The sequence below is a fragment of the Streptantibioticus rubrisoli genome, assembly GCF_024436055.1.
Lineage (GTDB): Bacteria > Actinomycetota > Actinomycetes > Streptomycetales > Streptomycetaceae > Streptantibioticus_A > Streptantibioticus_A rubrisoli.
The window spans coordinates 47,339-60,642 of the sequence record NZ_JANFNH010000003.1; the positions used below are offsets into that span (position 1 = coordinate 47,339).

Annotated in this window: 4 protein-coding genes and 2 pseudogenes; 2 read left to right on the forward strand and 4 right to left on the reverse strand. The window is 73.8% G+C overall.

Features of this window, described 5'->3' with window-relative positions; genetic code table 11:
- Window positions 1-153: 153 nt before the first annotated feature.
- Window positions 154-3,210, forward strand: coding sequence for a helix-turn-helix transcriptional regulator (locus tag NON19_RS05185; RefSeq protein WP_308213651.1), 3,057 nt, complete (start codon window positions 154-156; stop codon window positions 3,208-3,210).
- A 17-nt stretch (window positions 3,211-3,227) separates the two neighbouring features.
- On the opposite strand, the pseudogene NON19_RS05190 reads toward NON19_RS05185, so the two are convergent.
- The 3 genes and pseudogenes from NON19_RS05190 to NON19_RS05200 all read right to left on the reverse strand — a co-directional run.
- Window positions 3,228-5,927, reverse strand: a pseudogene (locus tag NON19_RS05190) (LuxR C-terminal-related transcriptional regulator); the annotation flags it as partial.
- A 102-nt stretch (window positions 5,928-6,029) separates the two neighbouring features.
- Entirely contained in the window at window positions 6,030-8,240 is a 2,211-nt protein-coding gene (locus NON19_RS05195) for a tetratricopeptide repeat protein (protein WP_255925421.1), read from the reverse strand.
- 13 nt (window positions 8,241-8,253) lie between these two features.
- Window positions 8,254-9,492 (reverse strand): zinc metalloprotease, encoded by a 1,239-nt coding sequence (locus NON19_RS05200; RefSeq protein WP_255925422.1) that lies wholly within the window; start codon window positions 9,490-9,492, stop codon window positions 8,254-8,256.
- A 494-nt stretch (window positions 9,493-9,986) separates the two neighbouring features.
- Here NON19_RS05200 and NON19_RS05205 point away from each other — a divergent pair.
- Window positions 9,987-11,525: pseudogene (locus tag NON19_RS05205) on the forward strand (purine-cytosine permease family protein).
- 139 nt (window positions 11,526-11,664) lie between these two features.
- Here the strand turns inward: NON19_RS05205 and NON19_RS05210 are convergent.
- Window positions 11,665-12,681 (reverse strand): helix-turn-helix domain-containing protein, encoded by a 1,017-nt coding sequence (locus tag NON19_RS05210; protein ID WP_255925423.1) that lies wholly within the window; start codon window positions 12,679-12,681, stop codon window positions 11,665-11,667.
- Window positions 12,682-13,304 lie beyond the last annotated feature (623 nt).

Below are 13,304 nucleotides of genomic sequence, written 5' to 3' on the forward strand. Positions count from 1 at the left end.
GCCGTACGATCCGGTCGGGAGCCGGGGCCGCTGTTCTGGCCGAGCAGATGCGTGACATGCGGGCAACCGCCTGCGGCGGCAGGTGTGTTCGCGGCGGAGGGCGGTTAACCTCCCGGTCATGAACATGATCAATAGATCCGGTCGGTGGCCGCGGTGACCGGCCGAAGACGCAACGGGGCGGGCGGTGGGCTCGTCGGGCGCCGCCAGGAGGGGCGGCGGTTGGCGGAGGCGGTGGGCCGACTGGGCGCCGGAGCCTCCGTCCTGGTGGAGATCACCGGCGAACCGGGCATCGGCAAGACCCGGCTCCTGGACGAACTGGTCAAGTTGGCGGACGCCGCCGATGCCACCGTGCTCGCCGGGCGGTGCGCCGAATACGAACGGCAGACCCCCTTCTCGGCGTTCGCCGGAGCCATCGACGTCTCCGTCAACCCCGCACACCCCGACGGCGCCCCGCCCGGGCTCCCCGCCGCCAGCCCGACCGCGGCGGAGCCCACCGACGGCGGCGCAGGGCCAACCCCCGTGACCCTCCCGGGACTTGAGCGCGTCCGCGTGCACCGTCTGATGGCGCGCCGACTGGCCCAGGCCGCCGCCGGGTCGCCCCTGGTCGTCGTCCTCGACGACCTGCACTGGGCCGACAACGGATCGCTGGAGCTCCTGCGGTACGTGCTGCGCGGCCGGTCCGGCACCCCCCTGTTGCTGGCCGTGGCCTACCGGCCGCAGCAGGCGGACGAGCGCCTCGTCACCGCCCTCGCCGAAACCGCCCCCGAGTTCCATCGCGAACGGATGCCGCTGCAGGCGCTGTCAGCGGACGAGATCCGCACCCTGGTGGAGGCGGCGGGCGTGGCCTGCCCGCCCGGGCTGCACGCCAGGAGCGAGGGCAACCCGCTGTACGCGCAGGCCCTCGTCGCGGTCGGTGCCAGCGCGGACACCTCCTTCACCGAAGGGCGGGATCGGAGCGGGGACGTGACCCTCGCGGTCTCCCAGGTACTGCTCGCGGAGATCCAGTCGCTGGAGCCCGAGGAGACCGCCGTGCTGCGCACCGCCGCGGTCGCCGGAGACCCCTTCGACCCGGAGTTCGTGGTCTGCCTGGCCCGCGACGAGGTCACCGACGCCCCCGCCGCGCTGGCCCGGCTGCGCCGACGCGACCTGGTGCGTCCGGAACCGACCGGCCCGGGGCTGCTGCGCTTCCGGCACCCGGTGCTGCGCAGCACCGTCTACCAACACGCGGGCCCCGGCTGGCTGTTGGCCGCCCACATGCGCGCCGCCGCCGCATTGTCCGAGCGCGGGGCACCGCCGACCGTGCTGGCCCCGCACGTCGCCCGCTTCGCCCGACCCGGCGACCGGCCGGCCGCCCAGGTGCTGGTCCGCGCCGCCCGCTCGGTGCTCACCAGCGTGCCCGCCTCCGCCGCCCACTGGCTGGGCCGGGCGCTCACCGTGCTGCCGGCCGGCGACACCGCCGAGCGCGGGGAGCTGTCCCTGCTGCTGGCACACGCGTGCGCCGCGGCCGGTGATCTGGACCGCGGCCGGGAGATCCTGCACGGCCTGATGGCCGCCCTGCCCGCGGAAGGCGAGCACCGCCTCCGCACGGTACGGCTGCTGTCCCTGGTCAACCGCGTCCAGGGCCGGTACCAGGAGGGGGCTGCCGTACTGGACGCCCCGTCGCGCGCGTCCAGTCCGGACGCGGCGGCCTCGCTCGCCCTGCGGGCCGCCTGCGAGGTACTGGCGTGCGACCCGCAGGCTCTCGGCCACGCGAGGGAGGCGGTGCGCCGCTGCCGGGACGGCCAGGCGGCCGCGACCCGGGCGCTGTGCCTGGGCACGCGTGCGTTGGTCGAGGCCTGCCGCGGCAGCATCCCGTGGGCCCTGGCGTCCGCGGCCAGCGCGGGTCGGCTGCTGGCCGGGATGAGCGACGAGGAGGTGGCGCCGCTGCTGGACTGCCTCGGCCAACTGGGCTGGGCGCAGGTGCTGTTGGAGAACCCCGGCCGGGCCAACGTCCATTTCGCGCGCGGCGTGAAGGCGGCGGAACGGACCGGGCAGAGCCATCTGTCGACCTATCTGCTGATCGGGCAGAGCCTCGCCCTGCTGCGCGAGGGCGACGTGCCGGACGCGTTACGGGCCTGCGACGAGGCGGAGGAACGGTCCCGGCTGCTGCGCAGCGACACCATGCTGGCCCTCACCCTCGCCATGCGGGCCGCTGCGCGGATATGGCGCAGCGGCCCGGCCGCGGCGGCGCCGATCGCGCTGAGCGCCACCCGGCTGGGCGGGCGGTCCGGGCGCAACTGGTGGGACGAGGTGGCGTGGCGCATCCTGGCGCGGGTCCGGCTGTTGGAGGGCGACGGAGAGGACGCCATCCGGATCCTGCTGCGGACCGGGGGAGGGCAGGGGCTGCCGCGGGTGGACGTGTGCACCCGCCCGATGTGGTTGGCGGCGCTGGCCGAAGGTGAACTGCTGTGCGGGCGCGCGGCGGTGGCGACCGCGCTGCTGGACTCGGCCCTGTGCGAGCCCGCCGCCGCGCGGCTGCCCGCGCAGCGGGCCCATGTGCTGGCCGCGATGGCGCACGCGCAGCTGGTCGGGGGTTACCCCGCGCAAGCCGCGTCCACCGCCCTGCGGGCCGCGGCGACGTTCCGGCGCAGCGGCCAGCCACTGGACGAAGGCCGTTGCCGACTGCTGGTGGCGGCGGGCCGCCGGGCAGTCGGCCAACCGGAGGCCGCCCAGGCCGAGTTGGCCAAAGCCTGGTCGATAGGGCGGTCCTGCGGCGCCCACTGGTTGCGCGATCAGGCGGCCTACCACAGCGGGCAGTTGGCGGCACCGCCGCCGGACGCCGCGCACGCCGCCGGACATCGCACCGGGCGATCGCCCGCGACCGGCGCCGCAGAGCCGCGCCGCGCTGGGCGTCCGGCCGCTGCCACCAGACCCGCCGCGCTGACGCCGCGTGAGCGGGAGGTCGTCGTCCTGGTACAGGACGGCCTGACCAACGGCGAGGCCGCCGACCGCCTGCATGTCACCGTGAAGGCCGTCGAGGCGCATCTGACCCGGGCCTACCGCAAACTCGGCGTGGCCACCCGCGCTGAACTCGCGGCGATGCTCCCGTACGAGCGGCCGGATCCGGCCAGCGAGCCCGTCTGGACCGCGCCATCCGCGACGAGCGCCGAGGGCTCGGCGCAGAGCGCGCGGACCAAGGACGACCGGCAGGTGACGCCCAGCTTCCGGTAGATCCGGGTCAGATGGGCCTCCACCGTCTTCGCGGTGATGCCGAGCCGGGCGGCGACCTGGCCGTTGGCCAGGCCACGGGCCACCAGATCGGCGATCTGTGACTCCCGCCGGGTCAGGCCGGACGGCGGCACCGGCCGTGCGGCGGGCGGTACTCCGGCCGGTGAGCCCTCGCGCACCCGTCCGGCCACCGACATCGACCGGCGCTGCTCGGCGACCGCCAACTCGCGCAGCCGACCCGCCCCGCAGTCGGCGGCGATCGCCCGGACCCGGCCGAGTACCGTCTGCAACTGGGTCCACTGGCAGACACCGGCCAGTGCGCGGGCCAGCACCAGCAGCGCGCGGCCCTCCTCCAGCGCCATGCCCGCCTCGCTGAACGCGCTGGCCGCCGCCCGCGCCGCACCCACCGCCTCACCGGGCCTCCCCGAGACCAGCGCGAGCACGGCCCGCCCGGCGTCGACATGGGCGGACTGCACCGGCGAACCCAACGCGGCCGCCACCGAGTCGGCCCGCTTGAGCCACTGGTCGGCCCGTTGGGTGCGTCCGCGCCGCGCCTCGGCCTCGGCGAGCTCCCGCAGCCACCGCGGATGGCTGCATCGTGCCAACCACCGCAACCGGGGGCCGCCCGCCACGGCGACGAAGGACTCCGGATCGCCGGGGCCCGCTCCCGGCGCGCTCCACAACCCGGCCGCCCAGAGCTGGCCGCTCGCGGCGACCGTCGCCACCGTGCGGGGCAGCGCGCGCAGGCGGCGGCAGGCCTCGTCCGCCAGGGCACCGGTTGGCGGCACCGTGCCCTGCCACGACTCGGCACAGCACAGCAGCGCCAGCGCCACCGCGGTCTGCTCCGGGGCCTGTTCGCACCGCGCGATCTCGGCGGACTCCCGGTAGCACTCGATGGCCGCGTCAAGGCAGCCCAGTTCGTACAGTGCCAGCCCGCGGATCAGCAACGCGCCCGGCAGCAACTGCCGTTGACCGGTGCGCCGCGCCACGCCCACCGCCCGGTCACCATGGCGAAGCGCCTCACCGGGTGTGCCGACAAGCCACTCGCTCCACGCCGTGAGGATGACCGAATCCAGCAGTGCCGCCAGTCCCGGATCGGGCAGCGCGTCCAACTCGGCCACCGCTACCCGCAGTTGGCCGCGGGCGCTGGCCGTGTCGCCGTCGTGCGCGCACACCGCCGCGTCCAGCGCGCGTCGGCGCACCCGTGGTCCCGGCGCGTGGTCCGCCGTGGCCCCGGCGCGCCGCAGGTACTGGCGGGCGGCACCGGGCTGCCCCGCCAGGAGCGCGGCACACCCGGCCTGGACGGACAACGCCGCTGCCTGCGCGCCGTCGGGCCCGAGCCGCTCCAGGGCGGTTTCCAGCAGCGTGGCCGCGTCCCCGTGGCCGCCCTGCAACTGCGCGTAGCCGGCGGCCAGTTGGGTCAGCGCCGCGTACTGCGCCGCCGTCCCGCCCGTGGGCCGCGCGGCGCCGCCGCTGTCGCCGCTCGGCGGCGCGGTGAGCAGTCCGTCGAGTACCGAGCGTGCCTCGGACAACCGCCCGTCCCCGCCCAGGGCCCTGGCCAGCAGCACCAGCAGCCGTCGCCGGTCCCGCTCGCCCGCCGCGCTCGGTGGCACCCGGCGCAGCCCTTCGGCGGCCCAGTACCCGGCGGTCGCCGGAGACCAGGCCAGCGCGGTGACCGCGGCCGCCTCGAACGCGGCCACCGCGCCCGGCTCTCCGGCCCGCGCGCAGCGGGACAGGTGCCGGGCGCGGACGAGCACGTCGTCCGCGCCGCCCAGGTGACGTACCGCGCACCGGTGGGCGGCCAGTCGGCGCTCGGGTGCCATGCGCTGGTACAGCCGGGCGCGCAGCAGCGGATGGCGGAACCGGAACAGGCCGCCGTCACCGGGGTCCGCGCGGATGAGGTCGCGCCGGGCCAACTCGTCCACGGCGGCGAACAGCGTGGGTGCCGTCATCCCGGCGACAGCGGCCGCCAGATCGGGCCGAAACGGTTCTCCGATCACCGCGGCCGCCTCCGCCACCCGTCGGCAGATGTCGTCAAGGCCGTCGAACTCGGCGTCCGACACCGGTTCGGCGGGCAGTGGCAGCAGTTCCAGAAGGTCGATGTCGGCGCGGACCTCCGCCGGGCCCGGCAGCCGCGGGCAGCGCGCCAGCCATTCGACGTAGCGCGGAATCCCCTGCCCGACCGCCGCGCACCAGGCCGCCGCCCGCGCGCCGAGCCCCGTACCCGCCAGCCGCCGTGCCTCGTCGGCGGTCAGCGGCCCCACCGCGATCCGCACCCGGTGCCGGTCGGCGGGCAGGCCGCACAGCAACCGGGACAGCGCCGCGGGCGCCTGGCGGCTGCGGTAGGCGCACAGCACGGCGGGCCGCGCTCGGCGCACCGCGTCGAGCACGACCGGCTCGGCCCGGTGCAGATCGTCAAGGACGAGCAGCACCGGACGACCGGACCGCGTCCTGACGGGCACTTCGGCGACCGCCGCATCGTCCCGCGCCCCGGCGCCGAGCCGTAGCACCGCGGCCCCCGCCCGCTCGGCACGGGCCGCGATCTCCTCCAGCAGACGGGACTTGCCGACTCCTGGCTCACCGGTGACTTCGACGAACGGTGTGGCGCCCCCCTCCAGCGCCCGCAGCACCTCACCGGCCCGGCACAACTCGCCCTCGCGCCCGAGCAACGCGCCGGGCCGCTCGGCCCGTCTTTCCCCGTCGGACTCCCCGTGCACCATCGCTCCCCCCGACGACCGGCCACCCGACCCCTACCCGCTGGCACCGCGCGGAACCGGACGCGACCCCGGCGGTCAACGCCTGGGGAACACGCCCGGCCGCGGTCAGCCCCGGTCCGCGGCGGACGCCACCGGTGACACCTCGGCCGAGCGGTCAGGTGCCAGGGTGACGAAGCGCTCGAAGTCCAGCCGCGCCCCCGGCAGATCACCCACCCGCAGGCGGCACGTTCCGCGCCGCAGCCAGCCGTCCGGCTCCTCGGGGTCGAGCGCCACCGCGCGGTCGAAGTCGGCGATCGCGCGGTGCCACCGGTTCAGTTCCTGGTGGACGCTTCCCCGGTTGAGGAGGACCACGGCGTCCTCGGCGATCTCCAACGACCGGCTGAAGTCGTCGACCGCCCCGGCCAGGTCCCCGGTCTCGAACGCGAGCACCGCGCGGGTGGCCCACGCCTGCGCGCACTCGGGATCGGCCTCGACCGCGGTGTCCAGGGCGGTGCGGGCGGTGTCGTACCGTCCCGCGTCCGACTCCAACCGGCCCAGCAGGCACAGCAGATGCGGATGGGTGGGCCGCACGGACAGACCGGCCGCCACGACCTCCGCCGCCTCCGCCGCACGGCCCGACTCGACGAGCAGCCCCGCGAGATTGACGTGCGCGTCCACGTACTCGGGATCGATCTCCAGCACATAGCGGAAGTCCGCCAGCGCGCCGTCGATGTCGCCCCTGGCCGCGAGGAGGTCCGCGCGGTTGCAGTACAGCTCAGGGAACGGCGGGCTCAGCCGCATCGCGGTCTCGTATTCGGCCAGCGCCTCGTCGTCCCGTCCCAACCGGCGCAGCACTCCCGCCCGGTCGAAGTGGTACTCCGGGTAGTTCGGATCCTCCTCGATCACCGCCGTGTAGTCCGCCAGCGCCTGTTCGTACCGGCCTGTCGCCATGTACACCTGGGCCCGGTTGTACCGCAGCACCGAGCGGTGCAGCCGGTGCTCGCCGGGCTCCAACTCGCGGTCGAGCCGGGCCAGTCCCTCGTCCACCAGGCGCAACGCCTCGTCGGGGCGGCCCAGATGGTTCTCGATCAGCGCCAACCCGTTCTGGTGGAAGACGGTGTGGAACGCCCGCTGCTTGGCGTCGGGCAGCAGCGCGGATATCGCGATCGACTCGTTGATCCAGGCAAGCGCTTTTCGGTGGTCGCGTCGCTCGTCGGGGAAGTGGCGGGTGTAGAGCATCGCCGTCGCGTAGGCGGCCTGGAGGTGGACGGCCGGGTCGGTGGATACGGTACGGACCTCGTCGTACAGCGCCTCGGCCTCCTCCGGGCGGGCCAGCGCCGCCAGTGAGGTGGTCATCTTGGTGGTGAACGCCCACCACATCTCGGTGTCCCGCCGCCAGTCGACCACCGCCCTGCCGCGCCGCCCGAAGTCGACGGTCGCCTCGTAGAACCCCATGTCGATGCAGTAGTCCAACGCCTCGCGCAGCGCCCGCGCACCGGCCCCCGACGGGTCCGAACCGTGTTCCCGGTGGTACGGGATGGCGCCCAGCCGCAGGCTCTGCTCGCCCGTGGCCGCCAGCCGGTCGGCCCTGCGGTCGTGGAGCGCGGCCCGCGCCCCGGAGGACAGCGCGGCGTAGGCGGCCCTTGCTCCCGGGGCGTCGTCGGTGCAGTCGGATTCGACGTACCGCTCGGCGAGTTGACGCGAGGGGGCCGCGACCGGCGGCGTGTCACTCCGCGGTACGTCGGCCCGGCGGGCGTACCGGCCCACCGCGGCGGCCAGCGGATCCTCGCCGCCTGCCGGGTTCCGCGCGCTGTCCGGCTCGTCGGTACCGGTGCCGACCACCAGCGTGACCAACTCCGGATCCAGGCGGCGCAGTAGTACGGACAGCAGCTCCCGGTCGGTCTGGTCGGCCGCGTGGACGTTGTCGAAGGTCAGCGAGCGCGGCCCGGTCGCGGTGTGCCGCACGAAGTCCCTGAGGAACTCGGTGAGTCCATGGGCCAGCCGCAGGGTGCGCAACCTGGAGTAGAAGCGGGTCCGCTCCTCCGGCACGGCGAGCGAGGTCAGCGTCTCGTGGCTGGACGGCACCAGGGTGCGCAACTCGGGTGCCACCGTGAGGATTTCGATCGTATGGGCCTCGACCAGCTTGGGCACGGCGGCCAGCGCGCCGGGGACGAGCGCGCGCATCAGCGTGCCCGCGGCCGTGTAGGGTCCGCGCAGTCGCCGGTGGGCGTCCACCACCGGGAGGAGCGGCTCGGGCAGCTCCAACCCCGCGGTGACCTGGGCAAGTTGGCGGCTTGAGGCTTCGATCCAGTGATGGCGACAGGGGGTCAGGGGCATCGGGATCCTCCGGTCAGGACAGCACGTGCTTGAGTTCTGGGCCGCGTTGCCGCCGGTCGCGCGCCACCACGTAGCCGATCACCGCGAGTTGGGCGAGGTTGATGGCGAGGAAGCCGACGCTGTCCGCGAGGCCCGCGGCGCTCTGTCCGGCTGGTCCGTGGAGCAGCCGTTCGGCCACCGTCGACAGGATGCGCCAGGCGACGGGCAGCACGCCCAGCAGCAGGGTGCCGATCGACACGGTCCAGCCGAGCAGCAGCAGCCAGGAGTACCAGCGGGCCACGGCCCGGTCCCGGGGGTGCCACCGCGACTCGTCGAGCAGGGCGTGCCGCCTGCCCAGCAGGCGGTTGAGCCGGTTGCGCAGCACGCGGCGGGCGGTGGTCTGCAGGTCCACGCAGTCCAGCACGGTGACGACCACGTAGTACAGGTCCGTCTGCAGGTAGAAGAAGAACTGCCACAGCAGCCGCAGCAGCGTCATGTAGGCGAAGGCGAGGGCGATCGCGCCCGCCAGTGACGGTTGGCCGTCCGGGCGCAGCGTGGCCGCGGCGAACAGCGTCAGGACCGCGAGGACACCGAGGTCCGCGAAGATCCCGGCCAGCATGGGGACGAACCTCTTGCGCCGCTCCACCGCGACCAGGCCGTCCATGGTGGTGAGGAACACCATGTAGTACAGGCGCCTGCCGATGGACAGGCTGGAACGCAGCCCGAGTCGGCGCCCCGCCAGCGCGTGGGCGGACTCGTGGAGCAGGATCAGCGGGAACTGTCCGATGAACATGGTCAGTTCGAGAACGGTCATGTAGTGCGTGAAGAACAGGTTGTGGTACCGGGGGAGCAGGACCGGGGAGCGCGCCATGGCGATCCCGCAGCACGTCAGCAGCGCGAGGAAGCACACCGCCGAGACCGGGGAGAAGACGGCCCGGCCCAACCTCCGCCAGCGCACCGGGACCACCGCCGCCGCGGGCTCGTCCGTCTCGCGGACGAAGTCCAACTCCCGTAAGGCGGCGATGAAGTCCTCCATGTCGACCGTCTCGCCGTACGTCTCCTGGTACCACGCGGCCGCAACCTCGGGCGCCGCGCCCGCCTCCAACCGGCGCAGCAGTGCGGCTCCGTCGGCGGGCAGTACCGCGTACGAGTCGATGTCGACGCGCCCGACGGTGACCTCATCGCCCTGGTCCAGATAGGTCAGCGGGTGCAGGGCGATCGGTCGCCCGGCCTGCGCGCCGGTGCTTTCGTTACCGGGGATCACTGCGGACACGGCTGGGATGCTCCAGGTCGTCGGCCAGGAGGCCCGGAAAGGGCCGGGAAAGCGGATCCGGCCCGGGCAGGGCCGGATCCACGGGACAACACCTCGTGCGCCGACGAGCGTCAGGCGTAGGCGACGCAGGTGCAGCCGTACAGTGCGTGGGCCGCGGCGGTCAGCCGCACGGCACCGGGCTTGCGGATCGCGATCTTCTTCATGGGATCTCCGTCCTGAAGTCCTGAGGGACGACCGGGCGTCCGGGCGGACACCCGGGGCACTGGGGCGTCACCGCCGAACCGGTGGGGTGACGACCGGCAACCAGACTGGCAGCGCGGCGGATCCAGGACATTGGGGGAATCCCTACAGTGACCCTACGCGTGTCCCCGCCAGGCTCGTGTGGTGCGCGTCTCCCCGAGAACCGCCAACTTGCCGCGCATTACCTGCACTTGACGTGCCACGATCAGGGCCAGAAGTGCAGCGGATCACATACCGGACGGCAGGTGGGTGCCATGGCCGACAGGGCGGACGTCGACGGCGTGCGGACGCGCGGTCGGGTGGACGGCGCGGTGCGAGCGGTCACCGTGGAGGCACACGGCATCGACGTGATCGGGGACGCCGACCGCAAGGGCCGCCCGCGGCAGCTGTTCTGGCCGTGGTTCGGCGCCAACGTCTCGATCCTCGGGCTCAGTTACGGGTCGTTCACCCTGGGCTTCGGGATCTCCTTCTGGCAGGGGCTGGCCGCCGGTGCGGTCGGCATCGTCTTCTCCTTCCTGCTCTGCGGGTTCATAGCGGTGGCGGGCAAGCGCGGTTCGGCGCCGACCATGGTGCTGGGGCGGGCCGCGTTCGGGGTGCGCGGCAACCGCGTGCCGTCCGTGCTGTCCTGGATGCTCAGCGTCGGCTGGGAGACGGTGCTGACCACGCTCGCCACGCTGGCCACCGCGACCGTCTTCACCCGGCTCGGCTGGGGCGGCGGCGAAACCACCAAGGTGGTCGCGCTGGTCGTGGTGGCGGTGCTCACCGTCGGCGCCGGGATCGGCGGATTCGACCTGATCATGCGGACCCAGACGGTGATCACCGTGGTGACCGCCGTGCTCACCGTCGCCTACGTGGTGCTGGTCGCCGATCGCATCCACTGGGAAGCGGTGTCCGACCTGCCGTCCGGCTCGGCGCAGCAGGTCATCGGCGCGCTGGTGTTCCTGATGACCGGGTTCGGCCTGGGCTGGGTCAACGCGGCGGCGGACTACTCGCGTTATCTGCCCCGCTCGTCCTCCGGCCGGGCGGTGGTCGGCTGGACCACCTTCGGTTCGTCGCTGGCCCCACTGGTGCTGCTGGTCTTCGGGCTGCTGCTGGCCGGTTCCGCGCCGGACCTCAACAAGTCCATCGCCGACGATCCGATCGGCGCGCTGACCACGCTGCTGCCCACGTGGTTCCTGGTGCCGTTCGCCGTCGTCGCCGTGCTGGGACTGGTCGGCGGGGCGGTGCTCAACATCTACTCCTCCGGCCTGGCTCTGCTCTCCGGCGGGCTGCGGGTACCGCGTCCGGTCGCCGCGCTGATCGACGGGGTGATCGTGGTGCTCGGCACCTGCTATCTGGTCTTCGTCTCCGGCGACTTCCTGGGGCAGTTCGAGGGGTTCCTGACCACCCTCGGCGTGCCCATAGCCGCCTGGTGCGGCATCATGCTCGCCGACATCGCGCTGCGCCGCCGGGACTACGCGGAAGCGGACCTGTACCGTCCGTCCGGCCGCTACGGTGACGTGTCCTAGCTGCCGCTCGCGACGATCGCGGCCGCTACCGCCCTCGGCTGGGGACTGGTCACCAACTCCGCCGCCAACTGGCTCAGTTGGCAGGGATACCTGCTCGGCCCACTCGGACTGGGCGACACCACGGGCCGCTGGGCGGGTGCGAACCTCGGCGTACTGCTCGCCCTGCTACTGGGCTTCCTGGCCACCTTCGTACTGCACCGCTCGCGGATCCGGACCCAGGAGACGACACCCCCGACCGCCCCGGCGCCCCGCCCGCGGACCACGTCCGAGGCGTCGGGGGCATGAGGCTCGCACGCACCGCCGCCGCCCGGTTGGTGCGTTCGGCGCGCGGCTCCAGGCTGGCGGCTGGTGAGGACGCGGCGAGCGGGGATCAGCAGCGCGAACTCTCTCTTCGACTTGTGAGGGTTGAGGCATGGAGAGCAGCTCACCGCCGGGTGACGGGCGGTGCCGAACTGGCGCTGGTCCAGCCCTGGTTGGCGTCGACGGTGGTGAGCGGGGCGACCGACGTGCCCCCGGCGGTCCCGAACACCGCACAGGCCGGAGTCACCGTGTCCACGGTGACCAGGGGGTCGCGCAGACTCGTGTCGAGCTTGTTGAAGAGCAGGAGCGTTCCGCCGACGCCCTGCGCCGGAGCGCCGGGAGCGACGGCGACGGAACGGTGCCAGGCCCACGCGCCCCAGGTGATGGTGGCCCCCGTGGTGGCGCTCTGCCCGGACGAGGTGGCGAGCAGGACGTAGACCTGGCCCGCGTACGCCTGCGGAAACTGGTAGACCCAGTGGGTCCTGGCCGCGCAGCCGGAGCCGGTTGACGGCCAGGGGCGCGGCGACGGCGGAGGCACGATGACGAGCGACGGTGCGGGAGTCGGGGTGGCGGTCAGGATCGAGGCCGGAGCCGAACCGTGCGCCCCGCGCAGGGCCGCTCCGATCGCCAGGCCGGTCAGCACTCCCAGCGCCCACGCCGCCACGGTTCTCAGGCGTACGGGCGCCCGCCTGCGACGCGGCCCCGGCAGGGTGAGGCGGAGGGCGCCGTGCGGGGTGACGGGATGGCTGAGGACCGGGGTGCAGGGCACGTCCGGTAAGCGGCCGTCGGTGGGCGGAACCCGCTGATCGGCCGAAGCCGGGAGGCCGCGCTGGGCGACGAGCGGCGCGTGCCCGGCTTCGCCGCCCAGCGGTGCCGTCGGTCGCGCGTCGCCGTCCGCGGTGTCTCGGGCGGTCACCGCGAGCGCGTCCCGGGTCCGCTCCCAGCGGTCCCGCCACGGGCCGGTCTCGTGCTGCCCGCACGCCTGGACGAAGGCCTCCACGGTCGCCCAGGTCGGGAACTCCACTCCACCGGCCGCCTCGGACAGCACCGACGCGGAGCGGTGGGCCCGGCGGCTCATGGCGGCGAAGGTGGGGTTCCCCGCCGCCTCGCGCAACGCCCGTAACTCCGCCGCGAACTCCACCACCGGTCCTCTGGACGGGTCCAGGGGGCGTTGTCTGCGTCCCACTCCCGTGGCTCTCTTCCCTGCTTCGGCCCGGTACGGCCTTGTCCGAGAGTTGCGATTGTTTGTTCGTACTGTGGCACAGCGGATGATCGGTGTCTTCTGGTTCTCCGGGTTCCGCCGGATCGGAAAAGACTCGGGGATGGGCTTCATGAACCCCGTGCGCCAGACGAGTTGTGCCGTCGGGAGAGCGAAGTCCATGCCGGGCAACTGCGCCAGGACGGTCTCCAACGCGATTTCCGCGTGCCGCCTCTTCGACCCCTTCCAACTGGGGCTACACGCCAATGAGTTGGAGGTTGGCCGAAAATCCTCGTAGCTTTCGTTGCGGGCGTGCCGAGCGTCAGCGGCGGCACGACTCCGCTGGCGCCGGACCATCATCGGCCTGCTTCGGGCGGGCGGTGCGGCCGATGGTCGCTACCGTGCCGTTGACGCGACGTTGACGTGCCGTTGACAGCCCCGGTAGCCCGCGTGAACGGGCCGGGGTTGCGCTGGTCGGGTGACTCGGGGGCCGCTCGGAGGGCGGCCTCAAGCTGCGATGTGGCGCGGACTCCGTTTAGCTCGTGCCTAGGGCGCGGATCTTCCCG

Excerpts from the sequence above, each read along its gene's own strand:
- NON19_RS05195 (WP_255925421.1), bottom strand. The coding sequence starts at position 8,240 with ATGCCCCTGACCCCCTGTCGCCATCACTGGATCGAAGCCTCAAGCCGC.